General features: G+C 39.1%; 16 protein-coding genes and 2 pseudogenes. 15 read left to right on the forward strand and 3 right to left on the reverse strand.

The window, feature by feature from the left end:
* The first annotated feature begins 548 nt into the window (after positions 1 to 548).
* The 11 genes and pseudogenes from sdhC to R5R67_RS11530 all read left to right on the forward strand — a co-directional run bounded on the left by sdhC (position 549) and on the right by R5R67_RS11530 (position 13,584).
* The gene (gene sdhC / locus R5R67_RS11475; protein ID WP_001984863.1) at positions 549 to 950 is read left to right on the forward strand and encodes a succinate dehydrogenase, cytochrome b556 subunit; all 402 of its coding nucleotides are present in this window, start codon (positions 549 to 551) and stop codon (positions 948 to 950) included.
* Positions 950 to 1,315 (forward strand): succinate dehydrogenase, hydrophobic membrane anchor protein, encoded by a 366-nt coding sequence (sdhD, locus tag R5R67_RS11480; RefSeq protein ID WP_000833672.1) that lies wholly within the window; start codon positions 950 to 952, stop codon positions 1,313 to 1,315. The genes sdhC and sdhD overlap by 1 nt, the downstream gene beginning before the upstream one ends.
* A 12-nt stretch (positions 1,316 to 1,327) precedes the next feature.
* Positions 1,328 to 3,163, forward strand: a complete 1,836-nt coding sequence (sdhA, locus tag R5R67_RS11485) for a succinate dehydrogenase flavoprotein subunit (protein ID WP_000500957.1) — start codon at positions 1,328 to 1,330, stop codon at positions 3,161 to 3,163.
* A 14-nt stretch (positions 3,164 to 3,177) separates the two neighbouring features.
* Positions 3,178 to 3,888, forward strand: a complete 711-nt coding sequence (locus R5R67_RS11490) for a succinate dehydrogenase iron-sulfur subunit (RefSeq protein WP_000086385.1) — start codon at positions 3,178 to 3,180, stop codon at positions 3,886 to 3,888.
* 283 nt (positions 3,889 to 4,171) lie between these two features.
* Positions 4,172 to 4,301, forward strand: a pseudogene (locus tag R5R67_RS11495) (hypothetical protein).
* A 157-nt stretch (positions 4,302 to 4,458) separates the two neighbouring features.
* The gene (locus R5R67_RS11505) at positions 4,459 to 7,299 is read left to right on the forward strand and encodes a 2-oxoglutarate dehydrogenase E1 component (protein ID WP_318754848.1); all 2,841 of its coding nucleotides are present in this window, start codon (positions 4,459 to 4,461) and stop codon (positions 7,297 to 7,299) included.
* Positions 7,299 to 8,495, forward strand: a complete 1,197-nt coding sequence (gene odhB / locus R5R67_RS11510; RefSeq protein WP_000179879.1) for a 2-oxoglutarate dehydrogenase complex dihydrolipoyllysine-residue succinyltransferase — start codon at positions 7,299 to 7,301, stop codon at positions 8,493 to 8,495. The genes R5R67_RS11505 and odhB overlap by 1 nt, the downstream gene beginning before the upstream one ends.
* Before the next feature lie 62 nt (positions 8,496 to 8,557).
* A complete protein-coding gene (lpdA, locus tag R5R67_RS11515; RefSeq protein ID WP_318754849.1) occupies positions 8,558 to 9,991 on the forward strand; it encodes a dihydrolipoyl dehydrogenase in 1,434 nt (477 codons plus the stop codon).
* Positions 9,992 to 10,138: 147 nt separating this feature from the next.
* Positions 10,139 to 11,305, forward strand: a complete 1,167-nt coding sequence (gene sucC, locus R5R67_RS11520) for an ADP-forming succinate--CoA ligase subunit beta (RefSeq protein WP_001048573.1) — start codon at positions 10,139 to 10,141, stop codon at positions 11,303 to 11,305.
* A gap of 14 nt (positions 11,306 to 11,319) precedes the next feature.
* A complete protein-coding gene (gene sucD, locus R5R67_RS11525; RefSeq protein ID WP_000114637.1) occupies positions 11,320 to 12,210 on the forward strand; it encodes a succinate--CoA ligase subunit alpha in 891 nt (296 codons plus the stop codon).
* A gap of 642 nt (positions 12,211 to 12,852) precedes the next feature.
* The gene (locus R5R67_RS11530; protein WP_000289375.1) at positions 12,853 to 13,584 is read left to right on the forward strand and encodes a hypothetical protein; all 732 of its coding nucleotides are present in this window, start codon (positions 12,853 to 12,855) and stop codon (positions 13,582 to 13,584) included.
* Positions 13,585 to 13,865: 281 nt separating this feature from the next.
* Here the strand turns inward: R5R67_RS11530 and R5R67_RS11535 are convergent.
* Together R5R67_RS11535 and trpS are read right to left on the reverse strand one after the other, a co-directional pair.
* Positions 13,866 to 14,027, reverse strand: a pseudogene (locus R5R67_RS11535) (hypothetical protein); the annotation flags it as partial.
* A 354-nt stretch (positions 14,028 to 14,381) separates the two neighbouring features.
* Positions 14,382 to 15,395, reverse strand: coding sequence for a tryptophan--tRNA ligase (trpS, locus tag R5R67_RS11540; protein WP_000072944.1), 1,014 nt, complete (start codon positions 15,393 to 15,395; stop codon positions 14,382 to 14,384).
* A gap of 207 nt (positions 15,396 to 15,602) precedes the next feature.
* Between trpS and R5R67_RS11545 the strand changes: the two genes are divergently transcribed.
* The 3 genes from R5R67_RS11545 to R5R67_RS11555 all read left to right on the forward strand — a co-directional run bounded on the left by R5R67_RS11545 (position 15,603) and on the right by R5R67_RS11555 (position 19,195).
* Positions 15,603 to 16,526, forward strand: a complete 924-nt coding sequence (locus R5R67_RS11545; RefSeq protein ID WP_000146245.1) for a DUF808 domain-containing protein — start codon at positions 15,603 to 15,605, stop codon at positions 16,524 to 16,526.
* A gap of 29 nt (positions 16,527 to 16,555) precedes the next feature.
* Entirely contained in the window at positions 16,556 to 17,455 is a 900-nt protein-coding gene (locus R5R67_RS11550; RefSeq protein ID WP_001267655.1) for a neutral zinc metallopeptidase, read from the forward strand.
* 237 nt (positions 17,456 to 17,692) lie between these two features.
* Positions 17,693 to 19,195: a cation:proton antiporter gene (locus R5R67_RS11555; RefSeq protein WP_000526259.1), complete on the forward strand. Its 1,503-nt coding sequence runs from the start codon at positions 17,693 to 17,695 to the stop codon at positions 19,193 to 19,195.
* A gap of 436 nt (positions 19,196 to 19,631) precedes the next feature.
* Here the strand turns inward: R5R67_RS11555 and R5R67_RS11560 are convergent, their stop codons facing one another.
* Positions 19,632 to 20,564 (reverse strand): IS5 family transposase, encoded by a 933-nt coding sequence (locus R5R67_RS11560; RefSeq protein WP_001040033.1) that lies wholly within the window; start codon positions 20,562 to 20,564, stop codon positions 19,632 to 19,634.
* 139 nt (positions 20,565 to 20,703) lie between these two features.
* On the opposite strand from R5R67_RS11560, the gene R5R67_RS11565 reads away from it, so the two are divergent.
* On the forward strand, positions 20,704 to 21,626 hold a 923-nt coding region (locus R5R67_RS11565), incomplete at its 3' end, for a BapA/Bap/LapF family prefix-like domain-containing protein (protein ID WP_279719785.1).

Consider the following 21,626-nt stretch of genomic DNA (forward strand, 5'->3'; position numbering starts at 1 on the left):
AAAGTTGTCTTTTTTTTAAGTTTAATTGTTTAAAAAATAGCTCATTGAACAGTCTAGAAAAAATTAAAACTCATTTTTTGTAAAAATAGTGATCATTGTTAACAGTCAAGTAGCACTTTATTTCTTTTGATATAAATACGGATAAACCCTCTTTATAGATAAAACTGAATAAAATTAGCAAGTAAGAAGCAGTTTTATTTATATTTTTGTCTTGAGTTGATGATTTATTAACTTTATCTTTAGTCTAAAATGCACTTATTTTAAATAAAACTGTAGAAAAGCAATTTTTTATAAAAGATGAGATTAAACAAGCACATGTTTTGTTTAATCTTAACTTCGGGATAGGAAAGGATGCTGTTTGGCTATGTGAATGATTCTTATTTGATGAGTTTTTGCGGAAAAGCTAAAGTCGATTGTTTGTATTTTGATATTTCGCGTTTTATAATTCAGTGTCGTTTATAGGTTAGGCATGAGCTGTGCTTGCCTAACAATGCCAGCTTTCCTTGGAATTAATTCAACAAACTCCGGTCGGAGTTTCTACCTACAGGATGCCCGCTGTGAAAAGCAACAGACCTGTCAATTTGTCCATGGGTCAGGTGTTAGCGGTAAATTTACGCTCACCCGTGGCTATTGCATCAATTTTACACCGTTTATCAGGTGTCATCGTTTTCTTATTAGTACCAGTTCTCTTATGGATTCTAGATAAATCATTATCTTCACCAGAAGGATTTGACTACGTTAAAAATGTCGTTTTTGGAAATATCCTCGTACGTTTTGTTGTGTGGGTATTTGTAGCCGGCTTGATTTTCCACTTTATTGCTGGGGTTAAGCATTTGCTTGCAGATCTAGGTTTTGCTGAAGAACTGCAAAGCGGTCGTATTGCAGCGACAATTTCATTGATCTTATCTGTGGTAGCCATTATCGCAGCCTTTGTATGGATTATGTTCTAATGAAAAGTGCTACAGGTTTAACAGGTTCAGGTTCTCGTGATTGGTTTATCCAGCGTGTAAGTGCTGTGGTATTGGCAGCTTATACTGTTGTTCTTTTTGGTTGGATCCTCTGCAAAGGCGGATTTGACTATCAACAATGGGCTGGCTTCATGATGACATTACCAATGAAGATTTTCTCTTTATTGGCAATTTTGTCGCTTATCGCACACGCATGGATTGGTATGTGGCAGGTTTTTACTGACTATGTCACTACTCGTCAAATGGGTCCTTCAGCGAAAGGTTTACGCCTTGTACTGACTACGGCTGTCATTATTGCAGTGTTTGTGTACGCAATCTGGGGTATCCAGATTTTCTGGGCGAATTGATAGGAAGATATCATGGGCGCGATAAACCCTAAAGAAGATTATTCAAATATTCAAAACCTCACTTTCGATGCTGTTATCGTTGGTGGTGGTGGTTCTGGTATGCGTGCATCTTACCAACTTGCTCAAGCAGGTTTGAAAGTTGCTGTACTTACTAAAGTTTTCCCAACACGTTCACATACAGTTGCTGCTCAGGGCGGTATTGGTGCGTCGTTAGGTAACATGCAAGAAGATAACTGGCATTTCCACTTTTACGATACAGTAAAAGGTTCTGACTGGTTAGGTGACCAAGACGCAATCGAATTTATGTGTCGTGAGGCGCCAAAAGTTGTTTATGAACTTGAACACTTAGGTATGCCGTTTGACCGTAACGCTGATGGTACAATTTACCAACGTCCGTTCGGTGGTCACTCTGCAAACTATGGTGATAAACCAGTTCCACGTGCTTGTGCAGCTGCTGACCGTACTGGTCACGCTTTATTGCACACGCTTTATCAAAGCAACGTGAAAATGGGTACTCAATTCTTCGTTGAGTGGATCGCTCTTGATTTGATCCGTAACGAAGCGGGTGATGTACTTGGTGTAACTGCAATTGACCAAGAAACTGGTAACATTGCAGTATTCCAAGCAAAAGCAACATTATTTGCAACTGGTGGTGCTGGTCGTGTTTACCGTGCATCAACAAATGCTTATATCAACACTGGTGACGGTCTTGGTATGGCTGCTCGTGCTGGTATTCCATTACAAGATATGGAATTCTGGCAATTCCACCCTACAGGTGTTGCGGGCGCAGGCGTATTGTTGACTGAAGGTTGTCGTGGTGAAGGTGCGATCCTTCGTAACAAAGACGGCGAACCATTCATGGAACGTTATGCACCAACTTTAAAAGACTTGGCTCCGCGTGACTTCGTATCACGTTCTATGGACCAAGAAATTAAAGAAGGTCGTGGTTGTGGTCCAAAAGGTGATTATATCTTGCTTGATATGACTCACTTGGGTGCTGACACAATTATGAAGCGTTTACCATCTGTATTTGAGATTGGTAAAAAATTCGCAAACGTTGACATCACTAAAGAACCAATTCCAGTAGTACCAACAATCCATTATCAAATGGGTGGTATTCCTACGAATATGCATGGTCAAGTGTGCTTACCAGAGCCTGGTACAGACAACTACACTAAACCTGTAAAAGGTTTCTATGCAATCGGTGAGTGTTCATGCGTATCAGTACATGGTGCGAACCGTTTAGGTACTAACTCACTTCTTGACTTGGTTGTATTTGGTAAGGCTGCTGGTGAGCACATTATCGATTACGTAACTAAGCATCATGGTGATGAATATGCACCGCTTCCAACAAATGTATTAGAGCAAACTTTAGCTCGTGTACGTAAATTGGATGAATCAACTTCTGGCGAAAATGCTCAAGAAGTTGCTGATGCAATTCGTGATATCGTTCAAGACCACGCAGGTGTATTCCGTACTCAAGCATTGCTTGATAAAGGTGTTAAAGAGATTCTTGCTCTTGAACCACGCGTGCGTAACATTCACTTGAAAGATAAATCTAAAGTATTTAACACTGCACGTGTTGAAGCGCTTGAAGTTGAAAACTTATATGAAGTTGCAAAAGCTACATTAATTTCAGCTGCTGCGCGTAAAGAATGTCGTGGTGCGCATACGGTAGTTGATTATGAATTACCAGCTGATCACCCAACTTATTCATACGGTCGCCGTGATGATGAGTGGATGAAACACACTTTATGGTATTCATCAGATAACCGTTTGGAATATAAGCCAGTGCGCTTCAAGCCGTTAACTGTTGATCCAATTCCACCAGCACCACGTACATTCTAATCGGGAGTATAAAGATGAGTAGAGGTACTCGTACATTCGAAATCTACCGCTATGATCCTGATAAGGATAAAGCGCCGTACATGCAAACTTTCAAGCTTGAGTTGACTGATAAGCACCGTATGTTGCTTGATGCATTGCTTGCTTTGAAGGTTCAAGACGAAACGTTAACATTCCGTCGTTCTTGCCGTGAAGGTATTTGTGGTTCTGATGGTGTGAATATCAATGGTAAAAATGGTTTGGCTTGCTTGCAAAACCTTAACGATTTACCAGAGAAAATCGTAATTCGTCCATTACCTGGTTTGCCGGTTGTTAAAGATTTGGTTGTTGATATGAACCAATTCTATGATCAGTATGACAAAATTCAGCCATTCTTGATCAATAATCAACCTGCTCCACCTAAAGAGCGTTTGCAATCTCCTGAAGAGCGTGAACACTTAAATGGTTTGTATGAGTGTATTCTTTGTGCATGTTGTTCAACTTCATGCCCATCATTCTGGTGGAACCCTGATAAATTCTTGGGTCCTTCAGCGTTATTGAATGCATATCGTTTTATTATCGACTCTCGTGATACTGCAACTGCAGAACGTTTGGCTCGTCTTGACGATCCGTTCAGTTTGTTCCGTTGTAAAGGTATTATGAACTGTGTGTCAGTATGTCCTAAAGGTTTGAATCCAACAAAAGCAATCGGTCATATCCGTAATATGTTGTTAGATCAAGCGGGTTAATTCTGCGCAAATAGAGAACGCACATCCTTGATGTGCGTTTTTTTTTAATTTTATAATACGTGTCTTATACTTTAGTCGGTAAAAGAGGGGTTTTTATATAAAGCACCATATATTAATAGATAAAATTGGATATGTATTTCGCCAATTTATAGATGGTATGTGTCAAAAAAATCAATCGTTCGTTAAGAACATGATACGATTTGCCACAAAGTTATAGGTGAAAAAAGCGTATACTAGTGAAATTAAATTAAGTGGCACGATCTTAGATCTGTGCTTAATTTTTATGGTTAAAGTCATTTTAGAAAAGTTAATTTTAAAGTTAATTTTTCTAAAAAGATTTGCAAAAAATTGCTCGGTTTTTTATCGAGTATAAGGTGAGTGATGATGCCATTGAGGGCGTTGTGATTCATTAATTACCTATGGAGTTTTCTCTCTAGGTAGTATGACGCCCCATGGTCTTGAAGACCTGTTGGGTAAGTAGTGTCATTTTTACCAATTTGACATTATGCATCATGGGTATGCTTAAAAGGCAGCCTGTAATATTTTTTGCAATAGGAAATGGGTCCACAAATGCAAGAAGTTGCTGACGCATTGCGTCTTGACACTGAACTTTCCGCTGATAGTGCAGCGTATATTGAAGAACTTTACGAGCAGTACCTGACTTCCCCAACCTCCGTCGCTGAGGACTGGCGCCAATATTTCGATAAATATCCAAAGGGTGACCAACCACACAGCGCTGTGCGTGAGCAATTCCTATTACTAGGACGTAATGCTAATCGTGTTCAACCTGTTGTACAAAGTACTGTAAGTACTGAACATGAGCGTCGTCAAATTGGCGTTTTACAACTCATTGCTGCTTATCGCAATCGCGGACATCAAAAAGCTAAGTTAGATCCGTTAGGTCTTGCTAAGCGTGAAGATATTCCTGATTTAGATCTTTCAGCACACGGTTTAACCAAATCAGATTTAGACACAGTATTCAACACAGGCAATCTTGAGATCGGTAAAAGCGAAGCAACGCTTGCTGAGATGATTGAAGCAATGGAAGCAATCTATTGTGGTTCGATCGGTGTTGAATATATGCATATCGTGGACACAAAAGAGAAACGTTGGATTCAACAGCGTCTTGAAAGTGCCCGTGGTAAATTCAATTTCTCAAATGAACAAAAGAAAGGCTTCTTAGAGCGTTTAACCGCTGCTGAAGGCTTAGAAAAATATCTCGGTAATAAATACGTCGGCGCTAAACGTTTTGGTGTTGAAGGCGGCGAATCTTTTATTCCTATGGTAAATGAGATTATCCAGCGTGCTGGTGCCGTAGGTTGTAAAGAAGTTGTTATCGGTATGCCACACCGTGGTCGTTTGAACCTTCTTGTTAATATTATGGGTAAAAACCCTGCGGACTTATTTGGTGAGTTCGAAGGTAAAGCACTTCATAAGAAAGGTTCTGGTGACGTTAAATACCACCAAGGTTTCTCAAGTAATGTAATGACTCCAGGTGGTGAAGTTCACTTGGCATTGGCATTTAACCCATCTCACTTAGAAATCGTTGGTCCTGTAGTCGAAGGTTCTGTACGTGCGCGTCAAGTACGTCGTAGAGACATCGGCGGTGATGACGTATTACCAGTTATTGTTCATGGTGATGCTGCATTTGCAGGTCAGGGCGTAAACATGGAAACCTTCCAGATGTCACAAACTCGTGGCTATACGGTTGGTGGTACAGTTCATATTATTGTGAACAACCAAGTTGGTTTCACAACTTCTGATCCACGTGATGCGCGTTCGACAGAATACTGTACAGACGTTGCTAAAATGATTCAGGCTCCTATCTTCCATGTAAATGGTGATGATCCTGAAGCTGTTATCTTTGCTACTCAATTAGCACATGATTTCCGTCACGAATTCCGTAAAGATGTAGTCATCGATTTGTTCTGTTACCGTCGTCGCGGCCATAACGAAGCAGATGAGCCATCTGGTACACAACCATTGATGTATCAAGTGATTGCTAAGAAAGCAACTACTCGTACACTTTATGCTGATCAATTGGTACAAGAGAAAGTACTTGACCGTGCTGAAGCTGACCAAATGGTTGAAGATTATCGTGCTGATTTAGAAGCGGGTAATCATGTAGCGAATGCTTTGATTCTTGAACCGAACACTAAAATGTTTGTAGATTGGACTCCATATTTGGGCCATGAATATACAGACGATTGGGATACTTCATTTGACATAAACCGCCTTAAAGAATTAGGCGAGGGCATGAGCAAGCTTCCTGAAGGGTTTGTAATGCAGCGTCAGGTTCAAAAAGTAATTGAAGACCGCGTGAAAATGCAAACTGGTGAAACTCCATTGAACTGGGGTGCAGCAGAAACTTTAGCTTATGCAACTTTATTAGATGAAGACTATCTAGTTCGTATTACTGGTGAAGACGTGGGTCGTGGTACCTTCTCACACCGTCATGCAAAATTGCATAACCAAGTTGATGGTTCAACTTACATTCCTCTTTGCAATGTGAAAGAGAACCAACCACGTTTTGCGATTTACGACTCTCTTTTATCTGAAGAAGCAGTTCTTGCGTTCGAATATGGTTACGCAACTACAATTCCTAAGAGCTTGATTATTTGGGAAGCACAATTTGGTGACTTCGTAAACTGTGCTCAAGTTGTGATTGACCAGTTTATTGCTTCTGGTGAGACTAAGTGGGAGCGTGTTTGTGGTTTAACAATGTTGTTACCACACGGTTTCGAAGGTCAAGGTCCAGAGCACTCTTCAGCTCGTTTAGAACGTTTCTTACAGTTATGTGCTGAAGACAACATGCAAGTGATCACTCCAACGACACCTGCACAGATTTTCCATGCATTACGTCGTCAGGCTGTACGCCCAATTCGTAAGCCATTAATCGTAATGTCACCGAAATCTTTACTTCGTCATAAACTTGCGACTTCTACTTTAGAAGAGCTAGCACATGGTTCATTCCAAACTGTAATTGACGAAATCGATCAAATTAACAAGTCAGATGTAACTCGTCTTGTACTTTGTGGCGGTAAAGTTTATTACGACTTACTCGAAAAACGTCGTGAACAAAACTTAACTAATGTTGCAATTGTACGTATTGAACAGTTGTATCCATACCCAGAGCAACGTCTTGCGGAAATCTTGGCTGCTTATCCAAATGTGAAAGAACTCGTTTGGGCGCAAGAAGAGCCGAAGAACCAAGGTGCTTGGTTGTTTATCGCACCGCGTTTATATGACGATATCTTAAAATCTGGCAAACAAATCCGTATCAGTTTTGCAGGTCGTGAAGCTTCTGCTGCACCAGCTTGTGGCTCACCGTACTTGCATGCAAAACAACAAGCTCAGCTAATTAATGATGCATTGGCAATCGAAGCTGAACAATCAGGAGATTCTCAATAATGGCAACCGAAATTAAAGCACCGGTATTCCCAGAGTCTGTTGCAGATGGAACCATCGCAACTTGGCATAAAAAGGTGGGTGAACCTGTATCACGTGATGAAGTAATCTGTGATATTGAAACCGACAAAGTTGTTTTAGAAGTTGTTGCTCCTGCAGATGGTAGCTTGGTTGCAATCATTAAAGGTGAAGGCGATACAGTTCTTTCTGACGAAGTTATTGCTCAATTCGAAGCTGGTGCTGGCGCAGCGGCTGCTGCTCCTGCGGCTGTAGAACAAGCAGTTGCTCAGACTCAAGCTGGTGCTGCTCCTGTTGTTGAGCGTAATGAAACTGTATCTGATCAAGCTCCTGCAGTACGTAAAGCGTTAACTGAATCTGGTATTGCTGCTTCTGACGTACAAGGTACTGGTCGTGGTGGTCGTATCACTAAAGAAGATGTTGCAAACCATCAAGCTAAACCAGCTGCTAACGTTACTCCATTAAGCGTTGCTGTTGGCGAACGTATCGAAAAACGCGTTCCAATGACTCGTTTACGTAAACGTGTAGCTGAGCGTCTTCTTGCAGCTACTCAAGAAACAGCAATGTTAACTACATTTAACGAAGTTAATATGAAGCCAATCATGGAATTACGTAAGCAATATAAAGATGCTTTCGAAAAACGTCATGGTGCTCGTTTAGGCTTCATGTCATTCTTCGTTAAAGCAGCAACTGAAGCGCTTAAACGCTACCCAGCTGTAAATGCTTCAATTGATGGCGATGATATCGTTTATCACGGTTACTACGACATCGGTGTTGCAGTATCTTCTGATCGTGGTCTTGTTGTACCAGTATTGCGTGATACTGACCGTATGAGCTATGCAGAAGTTGAAGCAGGTATTGCTGCTTACGCTGCTAAAGCACGTGATGGTAAATTATCTATCGAAGAAATGACTGGCGGTACTTTCACAATCACTAACGGTGGTACTTTCGGTTCATTACTTTCAACTCCAATTTTGAACCAGCCGCAAACTGGTATCTTGGGTATGCATAAAATCCAAGAACGTCCTATGGCGGTAAATGGTCAAGTTGAAATCTTGCCAATGATGTACTTAGCGCTTTCTTATGACCACCGTATGATCGATGGTAAAGAAGCTGTAGGTTTCTTAGTAGCAATCAAAGAATTGTTAGAAGAACCAGCTAAACTCATTCTTGATCTTTAATTTCTTCGAATAAATACCTACCAGGATAGAGTAATCCTCTATCCTGGTTTATGGAGATAAAAATGTCTCAACAATTTGATCTTGTTGTCATTGGCGGTGGTCCTGGTGGTTATGAAGCTGCGATTCGCGCTGCTCAACTAGGCTTCAAAGTCGCTTGTATTGAAAAACGTATTCACAACGGTAAGCCTTCTTTAGGTGGTACTTGCTTAAACGTAGGTTGTATCCCTTCTAAAGCTTTGCTTGATTCTTCTCATCGTTATGAAGATACAGTGCATCATTTAGCTGATCACGGTATTACAACTGGTGAAGTGAATTTCGATCTTGCAAAACTTCTTGCTCGTAAAGACAAAATTGTTGACCAATTAACTGGCGGTATTGATCAATTGCTTAAAGGCAACGGTATCGAGTGGTTAAAAGGTACAGGTAAATTACTTGCTGGTAAAAAAGTTGAGTTTGTTCCACATGAAGGTGAAACTCAAATTTTAGAACCTAAATACGTAATTCTTGCGTCTGGTTCTGTGCCTGTAAATATTCCTGTAGCTCCTGTAGATCAAGATATTATTGTTGATTCAACTGGCGCATTAAACTTCCCTGAAGTACCTAAGCGTTTAGGTGTAATTGGTGCAGGTGTAATCGGTTTAGAACTTGGTTCAGTATGGCGTCGTCTTGGTGCAGAAGTTGTTGTATTTGAAGCAATGGATGCATTCTTGCCAATGGCTGATAAAGCACTTTCTAAGGAATATCAAAAAATCTTGACTAAACAAGGTTTAGATATCCGCATTGGTGCAAAAGTATCTGGTACTGAAGTAAACGGTCGTGAAGTGACTGTTAAATACACTCAAGCTGGTGGAGACAAAGAACAAACGTTTGACAAGTTAATCGTTTGTGTTGGCCGTAAAGCTTATGCGGAAGGTTTATTGGCTGAAGATTCAGGTATTAAATTAACTGAACGTGGTTTAGTTGAAGTAAATGATCACTGTGCAACTTCTGTAGAAGGTGTATATGCGATTGGTGACTTAGTACGCGGTCCAATGCTTGCTCATAAAGCAATGGAAGAGGGCGTAATGGCTGTTGAACGTATTCATGGTCATGCAGCTCAAGTAAACTATGACACAATCATTTCTGTTATCTATACACACCCTGAAGCGGCGTGGGTTGGTTTAACTGAAGAGCAAGCTAAAGAAAAAGGTCATGAAGTAAAAACTGGTCAATTCGGTTTTGCTGTAAATGGTCGTGCTTTAGCTGCTGGTGAAGGTGCAGGTTTTGTTAAGTTTGTTGCTGATGCAAAAACTGACCGTTTATTAGGTATGCATGTGATTGGGCCTGCGGCATCTGATATCGTTCACCAAGGTATGATTGCACTTGAATTTGTATCTTCTGTTGAAGATCTTCAGTTGATGACTTTTGGTCACCCAACATTCTCTGAAGTTGTTCATGAAGCTGCACTTGCTGTAGATGGTCGTGCAATTCACGCGATTCAACGTAAGCGTAAATAAAATAAAGAGCGGTCCTCCGCTCTTTTTCACATTCGATGGTGTGATTAAAAAATCATCAAGTTGATAGACGTAGACAGCAATTTGCTTATACAACATGAGAATGTTGCGCAAATTGAAGACAACAAACAAAGTTAAGTAGGTAACTAAATGAACTTACATGAGTATCAAGCTAAAGCGTTATTGAAAGAATATGGTATGCCGGTACAAGAAGGTATCTTGGCAACCAATGCAGACGAAGCAGTTGCTGCATTTGAACAGCTTGGTGGTAAATTCGCTGTAATGAAGGCGCAAGTTCATGCTGGTGGTCGTGGTAAGGCTGGTGGCGTTAAAGTTGCAAAATCTAAAGAAGATGTTATCGAATTTGCAAACAATATCATTGGTACTCGTCTTGTAACGTATCAAACAGATGCAAATGGTCAACCAGTAAACAGCATCATTGTTGCTGAAGACGTATATCCAGTTGAGCGTGAGCTTTACTTGGGCGCGGTTGTAGACCGTTCTAGCCGTCGTATTACTTTCATGGCTTCTACAGAAGGTGGTGTAGAAATCGAGAAAGTTGCGGAAGAAACTCCAGAAAAAATTATCAAAGTTGAAGTTGATCCATTAGTTGGTTTACAACCATTCCAAGCACGTGAAGTTGCGTTTGCTTTAGGTTTGAAAGACAAACAAATCGGTCAATTCGTGAAAATCATGACAGCTGCTTATCAAGCATTTGTTGAAAATGATTTCGCTTTATTTGAAATTAACCCACTTTCAGTTCGTGAAAATGGCGAAATTTTATGTGTAGATGCGAAAGTAGGTATCGACTCTAACGCGCTTTACCGTTTACCTAAAGTTGCTGCTTTACGTGACAAATCTCAAGAGAATGAGCGTGAATTAAAAGCATCTGAATTTGATCTTAACTATGTTGCTTTAGAAGGTAACATCGGTTGTATGGTTAACGGTGCTGGTCTTGCAATGGCAACTATGGACATCATTAAACTTTATGGTGGTCAGCCTGCAAACTTCCTTGACGTTGGTGGCGGCGCAACTAAAGAGCGTGTAATTGAAGCGTTCAAAATCATCCTTGCTGATACATCTGTACAAGGTGTTTTAATCAACATCTTCGGTGGTATCGTACGTTGTGACATGATTGCTGAAGCAATTATTGCAGCGGTTCAAGAAGTAAACGTAACTGTTCCAGTTGTTGTTCGTTTAGAAGGTAACAACGCTGAGTTAGGTGCTAAATTACTTGATGAATCTGGTTTGAAATTAATTTCTGCGAACGGTTTGTCTGATGCCGCAGAAAAAGTTGTAGCTGCAGTTAAAGCGTAAGGGGAGTATCAATCATGAGCGTATTAATTAATAAAGACACTAAAGTATTGGTACAAGGTTTTACTGGTAAAAACGGTACTTTCCATTCTGCACAAGCTTTAGACTACGGTACAAAAGTTGTTGGTGGTGTTACTCCAGGTAAAGGTGGTACAACTCACCTTGACTTACCAGTATTCAACACAATGAAAGAAGCTGTACGTGAAACAAATGCAGATGCATCTGTAATCTATGTACCAGCTCCATTCGTTTTAGACTCAATCGTTGAAGCGGTTGATTCAGGTGTTGGCCTAATCGTTGTGATCACTGAAGGTGTTCCAACAATCGACATGCTTAAAGCAAAACGTTATTTAGAAACTAACGGTAACGGTACTCGTTTAGTTGGTCCTAACTGCCCAGGCGTGATCACTCCAGGTGAATGTAAGATCGGTATTATGCCTGGTCACATCCACCAACCAGGTCGTATTGGTATTATCTCACGTTCAGGTACATTGACTTATGAAGCTGTTGCTCAAACAACTAAGCTTGGTTTAGGTCAGTCTACTTGTATCGGTATCGGTGGTGACCCAATCCCAGGTATGAACCAAATTGAAGCTCTTCAATTGTTCCAAGACGATCCAGATACTGATGCAATCATCATGATCGGTGAGATCGGTGGTACAGCGGAAGAAGAGGCTGCTGAATTCATCAAATCTAACGTGACTAAACCTGTAGTAGGTTACATCGCTGGTGTAACCGCGCCTAAAGGTAAGCGTATGGGTCACGCTGGTGCGATCATTTCTGGTGGTCAAGGTACTGCTGAAGAGAAATTCGCTGCATTTGAAAAAGCAGGTATGGCTTACACTCGTAGCCCAGCTGAGCTTGGTTCAACTATGTTGCAAGTATTAAAAGAGAAAGGTTTAGCGTAATTCGTTAGATTTTGATCTTTAAAAAACCCCAATGGAGACATTGGGGTTTTTTATTAAAATGAAATGATATTAATTCTAGTAGAACATTGAATAATTAACATAATTAATTCAAGGGAAAAATAAATGAGTAGAGAAGAATTAATTTATTGTATCGAAAAATTTATAGATAAAAATGATATCTCTATCAAGAATACACAAAGAATAGAAGTTCTTCTTGATGACTTAAATTCAGAGGAAGAGATAATAGAGAGTATGTTTCTAATTCTAGCGTTATATGTCCTAAAGGTGATGAGTACTTGTATGGTGAAGATGAAGTGATTTTAGAATTGAGAAAATTTTATTTTTTTTGAATGATATTTAAATTCCATATATTGTCTATTTTTATTCTTTAAGATGAAAAAGAAGAGCCTTATGACTAATACTAATTTTTATAAATAAATTAATATTCAATCGCTTATAAATATTCCCTTTTAAAGAGAAATATTTAGCCTCATTCATTAGGTTTTAATCTTAAAACCCTAATGGAGATATTGGTTTTTTACTGAGAAATATAATTGGAGTATTCATGGACTTAGTCTACTAAATAAAATCTAGTAGACTAGTTGTATCTTTACAAAAATATCAATGACAAAGGCAATCGTCATGTATGTGAAAATATCTAGCGTGATTCTCTTCTGCATTTTAATTTCGGGGTGTGCCACAAATCCAGAAAAGTTACAGACACCAGTTGAACTTACTTGTATCTTCCTTAAAGAGCCTCTTTCAACTACAGGGCTTTATGGTCCACTCAATGTGGAGTGGACCACCCGTCTAGAACGGGGACCATATTGGTCAGAAAAGATAGATGAAAAGGGCACGTTCTTTCGAGGGGCACCTGGTAGTATTTCAATTCGAAGTCCAGACTATCCATCAATTCCAGGACAACCTGCAGCAACTGATGGTGGCTTTTACTTACCAAAAGACCCTAAGGAGCCAGTCAAAATTTATCGCTACTTCACAACAAAGGCAGTACCTGTTGAAGTTCCATCTGACAATGTGACGTGTAATACTCTAGCTTATACCAAAGAACCCGCATCCCATAAAGTTAGTCTAGTATCCTTTGCCACAGCTGGCACAGTAGGAGGTGTTACTGGTGCCATAATTGGTAAGAACTTTTCCTCAGGAAATATGAGCTACGGTCAAGCTACAGGAGCTGGCGCTGCAGGGGGAGCAATTGGTGGATTGATTGTTGCTGCTATCATCAACGCTGAAGTAGGGAAAATCATTGGTGGTCTACCAATAAAGGAATCTAGTTTTATGGAAAAGCTTCGCGAACTTGGGGCAAAACGCGAGCCTCTTAAACAAATTTCTTTACTACCACCTTCTAGCCCATAAAGCTTAGTCCATCACGTTTATTCATCCATCGAGAGGTCGCTTGTAGTCAGCGCCTCTCTTATTAAATGTTGGTCATCTGTTTCGCTATACTTTTTCAACGCGTGATTTAATTCAAGGGGAGAGATGCCCTGTTTGATATTTTGCTAACCTTATACTGAACTTGGTATCTAATTACTCATTTTCACCATAGGAATTGACGAAACGGAAGATGAAAATTGTAGATCAAATATTTAGCATTTCGGTCTACATTGAAATAGGAGTACTAAACAGAGTGTACATCCTTACTCAGCTTTTGGTTTCAACCCTTGAGTCAAACCATTGACATCACAACCTTGTAAGCCCAATTCATTCATTAAGTTATCAAACAAAGGCGCTTGTGAGTGATAGCGTAACGCGCTATTCACCACTTGATCAGACAAAGTAGTTTGAGTATTTTCAACAGAAGCATTATTGTAACTCGGTTGAATTTCAACCTAAATTGCCAACATTATTATAGACAAAAAAATACGCAATGATTGGGGTGATCACTGCGTAGAACAACGAATCTGTTAAAAACAGTTTCGGCTTAAGGAGAAATGTCGTGAGGTTCATATCAACCTACTCAAGTTATATTAGTGACGCATTCTTATTTGTTCATTAAGGTTCACGTTAATTAGTGTTACTTCACGTTAAAAGGGTAAAAGCGTGTGAATCATAATAAATATATAGAAATTCTAAAAAATTAAATTATTGAATTTAAATATAATTATAAAAAAAGCCCCGTAGGGCTTTTTTGATTTATATCTCTAATATAAAAATTAGAACTTAAATAAGCCTAAGCCATCTTTAACTTCGTCCAAAGTCTGCTGGGTAATGATTCGACATTTATCAGTACCTTGGCGTAAAACATCCATAATGTAGTCAGGATCTTTAGCAAGTTCTTCTCGACGTTCACGTATAGGTGTAATTAATTCTTTTAGTACGCTTTCAAGACGTTTTTTAACTGTACCATCACCAAGACCACCACGGCGGTAGTGTGCTTTTAGCTCTTCAACTTCTTCTTTATTTGGATCAAATGCATCTAAATAAGTAAATACAATGTTTCCTTCAACTTGACCCGGATCTTCGATGCGAAGATGATTTGGATCGGTATACATCGCATTTACAGCTTTTTTGATGTCTTTGTCAGAAGCATTTAAAACAATGGTATTGCCTAATGACTTAGACATTTTCGCTTTACCATCAAAACCAGGTAAACGAGCCATATTAGAAAGCAATGCTTTACATTCAGGTAAAAGGTCTTGACCAATTTGACGGTTTACACGACGCACGATTTCGTTAGTTTGCTCAATCATTGGAATTTGATCTTCGCCTACTGGTACTACAGTCGCTTTAAAAGCCGTAATATCAGCTGCCTGTGCTACAGGGTAGCAAAGGAAACCAGCAGGAATATCACGTTCAAAACCACGCATTTGAATTTCAGATTTGATGGTTGGGTTACGCTCCAAACGAGCTACAGTTACAAAGTTAAGATATAACATTGTAAGCTCATTCAGTGCAGGCAAGCATGACTGTACACAAATTGTGGTTTTAGTTGGATCAATGCCTACCGCTAAATAGTCTAGAGCAACTTCTAAAATGTTACGGCGAACTTTATCTGGGTTATCGGCATTGTCTGTTAACGCTTGTGCATCTGCTAATAAGAGATGTTGATGATGGCTATCCTGTAGACCTACACGAGAACGCAAAGAACCGACAAAATGCCCGAGGTGAAGTTGTCCGGTTGGGCGGTCGCCTGTCAAAATAATTGGACGCTGATCAACATTACTCATTATTTATTCCACTATGGTATTGGCTTAATCAGGGATAATAAGCCCTGCAATATAAAAGATTGGCATTATTGTACGGGAAATAAAATTTTTTCGTCAGCAATTGGGTAAACTTTTCTTAAAATAATATTGTGAATTTATTCAGTAAAATTACAAAAATTGAAAAAAATCATCTTACAATAGTTTAATAAATACAAACCTGGATAAGAAATGGCAAGTGGCTTACTTTTACTACTAGATGATATTGCAACAATTTTAGATGATGTCGCCTTAATGAGCAAAATGGCAGCAAAAAAAACTGCTGGTGTTTTAGGTGATGATTTGGCTTTAAATGCACAACAGGTTACAGGTGTCCGTGCTGATCGCGAATTACCGATTGTGTGGAAAGTTGCTAAAGGCTCCTTTGTTAATAAGCTCATTTTAGTTCCTCTAGCTTTATTAATTAGCGTGATTGCTCCTTGGTTGATTAATCCTTTATTAATGCTTGGCGGGCTATTCTTATGTTATGAGGGTGTTGAAAAAGTTCTTCATACCATTACACATAAAAAAGCCTCAACCTCAGAAGAAGCACAAAAAGAGTTTGATAGTGAAGAGTTAGACTTGGCGACTTTTGAAAAAGATAAAGTGAAAGGAGCTATTCGTACAGACTTTATTTTGTCAGCTGAAATTGTGGTTATTTCTTTAGGTACTGTGGCAACTGCAACTTTAATGACTAAAGTTAGTGTCCTCAGCATTATTGCAGTTGTGATGACGATTGGCGTTTATGGTTTGGTCGGCATGATTGTTAAGATTGATGACTTGGGTCTATATTTAACAAAACAGGCTGCTTCTTTTAAACAAACTATTGGTCGCGGGCTGCTTGCATTTGCGCCACTTTTAATGAAGTTATTGTCTATCGTCGGCACTATTGCGATGTTTTTGGTAGGTGGAGGGATTATTAATCATACGATTCCTTTACTCCATCATGTCACTGAAAATACAGTTGACCATGTGGAAACTATACCTGCTGTAGGCAACATCATTGGTGCTTTAACCCCAACGCTTATTAACTTTGCAATAGGAATTGTTGCTGGTGCAATAATATTGCTTGTTGTTAGCTTGATACAAAAAATGTGGCCAAAAGCTTCTAGTTAATCAGGCCATCTATAAAGAAGAGGGAAATTATGCGTTGGAGAGATCGTCGAGTCAGTACCAATGTTGAAGACCGTCGAGGCGGAGGCGGTGTTAGGGCAGGTGGTATTAGTATTATTGGTTTGGTTGTAGCATTTGTTGCATGGAAATTTTTTGGCGTTGACCCCCAACAAGCATATCAGGCAACGCAGCAGGTTACTGCTTCGCAACAATCAAATGCAACTGCACCCGAAAGTTTAACAGCCGAGCAAAAAGAAGCTTCTGATTTTGTTGGAACAGTATTAGCCGATACAGAGGATACGTGGACCCCTATTTTTAAACAGTTAGGTAAAACTTATACGCCACCAAAATTAGTCTTGTTTAGTGGGATGATTCAGTCAGGCTGTGGTACAGCTCAGTCTGCAATGGGTCCCTTTTATTGCCCAGCAGATCAGAAGGTTTATATCGATACAGAATTCTTCAAAGATATGCGTGAGCAGATGGGAATATCTGGCGAACAAAATCAGACAGAATTATCGAGACAAGATCAGGCAGGGGACTTTGCCCAAGCTTATGTAGTTGCCCATGAAGTAGGACATCATGTTCAAACTTTGCTTGGTATTTCATCTCAAGTACAACAGGCTCGTGCACAAGTCAGTCAAAGAGAAGGTAATCAGTTATCTGTACGTCAAGAATTACAAGCTGACTGTTTAGCGGGTATCTGGGCCAATCATAATCAACAGCGTACTCAGTTTTTAGAGCAGGGAGACGTTGAGGAAGCAATGGATGCCGCGCAAAAAATTGGAGATGACTACTTACAAAAACGGGCAACTGGACAGGTCGTTCCGGATAGCTTTACTCATGGTAGTAGTGAACAGCGAATGCACTGGTTCCAAGTCGGTTTAAAAACTGGTGATATTAGCCAATGCGATACTTTTAATAATTCTATCTAAATCTATAAATAAGATGAGTTTACAAGGTGTTTAAGTAGGCTCATCTTTTTAATCATCCCTCCAACATAATTAATGTTAAGAAATTTAACTAATTGATAGAATGATTAACGTAATTCGTTAAACTTGTATTCCAACTTTTTAATTGCTTGGGCACACATGAGGTGTCTATTTTCTCGTTCTGTTCAGTTCAGCTGTCTAGATTTTTTATTTGGTCATTGACCCAGAAGAAGGGTGTTCATGGGTAATTTTTTCTTATTACAAGCATTTACGGTTGTATTTGCCTTATCAATTGCGACCACCATATTTAATAAGCGTATTTTGGGCTTTCCTCAAGCTATCGGCGTACCTCTTGTTTCTGCGATTTTTGTCTTCATTTTGCAATGGGGAGCCAGTCTTTTAAATGGTAATCAATTCATTACTATCAATATTCATAATATTGAGGAAGCAGTACGTCACATCGATTTCTATGATTTTTTAATTAATGGCGTTATTTGCTTTATTCTGACATCTTCAGCACTTAAATTTAAAATTTCAGATCTAAGAAGCTATTGGAAACAGATTAGTATTTTGGCCACTATTGCCTTGGTAATCTGCGCTGTATTGTTTGGTAGCTTACTTTACGGTTTCCAATTGTTAGTTGGGCATCATGTACCAATTTTGGTTCTTCTATTATTAGGTGCAGCATTAGGTGCAACAGACCCGATCGGTATTAAAGGTGTTTTAAGTTCAATTCGTGCTCCTCATCATCTCATTGTTAAATTAGAAGGAGAATCTTTATTTAACGATGCGATGTGTATTGCCTTATTTATGACATTACTGAATGTTTTACAGGGTGAACATTTTTCATTGGTTGCGACATTAGAAGCTTTGCTTTATGAAATTGTGGTTGCTGTTGGTATTGGGTGGGCATTTGGGATAGGTACTTTACGCTTATTGCGTGGTAAACACGAAATGGAATCCCTGATTTTAACAACTGCATTACTTGCAAGTGGAGCATATTTGGTGGCTCTATTCGCCCATGCATCCGCACCGATTGCCTGCGTAATTGGTGGTTTAATCGTCGGCAATAAATGGAAAGAAATTCGCGAAGAGCGTGAGATCAGAGAGGTTAACCATTTTTGGCATACAGTAGAAGGGATTATCAATTCATTCTTATTTACCTTAATTGGCCTTGAGTTATTTATTCTTGACTTAAACTTTAGCCTGATTTTAGGTGGAATAGTTGCTTTCTTTATTCTCCATATTTCTCGTTTTGCCGCCAACTTTATGTCTTTTGCTTTCTTCCCAACAATGCGTAAGACCAAAAGTTACAATGGTAGTTTAACTATTTTATCTTGGGGTGGTGTTCGAGGAGGGATTTCACTCGCTTTAATTTTGGCGGTCGCGAATATTCCGGCGCTGAGTCCTTATAGTAGTATTCTGATTGGATATACCTTTATTAGCGTATTGTTATCTGGTGTAGTATGTGGACTTGGCCTTCCTGCGGTAATGAATGCGTTTTATTACAATCCTAATGAAGAAACGGAAGGGCTTAAAGGCTTTTATCAAAAGCTATGCCATAAAATGAATCGCCGTGGCTTTCAATATATAGTTGGAGAAGATGCATTAGGAAGAGAAACAATTACTATCTTTAACCCAGATGTTATTGTTGATCAAAAAACAGAAGACGGGATCGCAACCATGCATGATCCAAATAAGTTACAAGAAGTAAAACGTTTCGAAAGTCCCGATAATTTCTAAAAGTAAATAAAAAAAATAATTTTTATTTGAATATAAAAATGAGGCTTTAGTGTAATAGTAAAATATTATCTAAGGCCATTTTTTTTCTATATATATCATTATTAATATATTTTATTTTATTGAGATATTAAAACTTGTTATATAAAAATTTAAATTAAAATAATTTTCAATGAATGTTCAATAATAAGAAGCTAATTTTGTTTTATATATAAAACAGTTAATAAGCTCATTGAATAAATTATAAGTAGAAAAATCAGATTTTTATTTATATAAAATTTGTATTAATTAATTTTTTTTCTTTGAGTACTTTAGTATTTGTTTTTTTTATTTTAAAGTGTTTAATGTAAAAATGATCACATTACTTAATGTTTTTAAGTTGTAGGTGGCTTTGTTGCATAAAGCCTTTGAAGGTAAAGTTTTCCTAAGTTGCTAAAATTTAGGTTACAACTTGGGTATGAGGTCTGCCTAATTCTGTAAATTTATTTAATACGGCTACACGTGCATGGATCTCATTCACTTGGCTGTCAAAATTCCTTGAGTAGAGTTTATCGCCTAATAATTTGATGCAATGCATCTTGGTTTCGACCAAACTTCGCCGATGATAACCAGACCACTTTTTCCAAAGGGCTCTTCCTAGACGCTTAACTGTTTTTAGTAATTCATTTCTCTCTTGCGAATGAACTTTTGTATCTTTCCACGGTTTCGCATTTTTTCTTGGCGGAATCACCGCATATGCTTGACGATCTGAGATCACTCGTCTGCAGCATTTAGTGTCATAGGCTCCATCGGTATAGACAGAATCTACTCGCTCATCAAGTGGTATTTGACCAAGTAAATCACCGAGCACCTGTGAATCACTGATATTGTTCGTTGTGAGCTGAACTGCACGTATTTGCAGCGTTTCAGCATCTATACCAATGTGAAGCTTACGCCATTGTCGACGATATTCAGGCTGATGTTTCTTCCGTTTCCATTCACCTTCGCCCAAAAACTTTAAACCAGTTGAATCTACGAGTAGATGTAGACCATTGCTACTTTTTTGGTAGCTAATCGCAATATCAATATGTTTTTGTCTTCTGCAAAGCGTCGTATAGTCTGGCGCTGTCCAATCTAATCCGCAAAGTTTAATCAGGCTTTGTACAAAGCCAGTGACCATGCGTAGAGAAAGACGAAATATGGATTTAATCATTAAGCAGCATTGGATGGCTGTATCGGAATAAGTTTGATTTCGACCATGTTGGCTTTTTGGTTGAGCATACCATTGTGTTTTGGGATCAAACCAAATGGCAATATTCCCACGATTAATGAGAGCTCGGTTGTATGTGGGCCAATTGGTTGTACGGTAGATTTTAGGTGTAGGCTTATTCATCTCAAAATTATATTGTGGAATAAGCCTTTAGAGATAGGTTTGTGCAACAAAGCCGTTGTAGGTCAAAAACTCGAAAACATTAAGTAAAAAGAATTATACATAAAATCATTTAAATCAATAATATAAAAGGAATATAGATATGCCTGAGATACAAATTATTGCCAAGGATAATCATAAAACCTTGGTAACCACAGAGGGAACTTCTGCAAAACTTTCAGAAGCGTCAGTTGTGTTGGTGAAAGTGGCTGCCAGTGATGTATTGGTAGTGAATAGGGAGGGTACCAATGCAGTCATACGTCTGAAAAATGGCGAGACTATTGTTATTGAAGGCTTCTTTAGTGGAACAGCTGAGCCTAAAGATAACAGTCTGGTTTTCCAAGATGAAAATGGACAGTTGATTTGGGCAAAATTCAAAGATGCTGAAAATGATGCAGATGCTGATAGTGACGCTGACGCAGATGCTGACAGTGACGTAGAACCACAAGCACTTTTAGGTGAAGATTTACCAGCAGCTCTACCAGCAGAAGCTCCACAAGAGTTGGTATCTGATGTTATTTACCAACCTATTTCTTCAATTGAACCTCTACTTTATCATGATGCAGGCGTGAACCCATGGTTATGGGCTGCTATTCCACTAGTTGCAGGCGGTATTATCGCTGCAGCATCAAATCATGATAGTAATGATGATTCTTCAGCACCTGCTGACACCACTCCACCAAGTACCGATGGCGTAACTTTCTCGGTTGACCCAGTTACTTCTGATAATGTGATTAATGCATCAGAAGCATCAGGTAATGTCACCATTACAGGTGTTTTGAAAAACATTCCAGCAGATGCGGCCAACACGGCCGTTACAGTTGTTATTAATGGGGTAACTTATAATGCGACTGTAGATAAAGCAGCAGGTACATGGACAGTAAGTGTACCGGGCAGTGGTTTAGTTGCGGATGCAGATAAGACGATTGATGCCAAAGTAACGTTTACAGATGCAGCAGGTAATAGCAGCAGTGTTAACGATACACAAACTTATACACTTGATACCACTGCACCTGATGCACCAGT

Source organism: Acinetobacter sp. OYA S30 (genome assembly GCF_033599315.1).
GTDB classification, from domain to species: domain Bacteria; phylum Pseudomonadota; class Gammaproteobacteria; order Pseudomonadales; family Moraxellaceae; genus Acinetobacter; species Acinetobacter baumannii.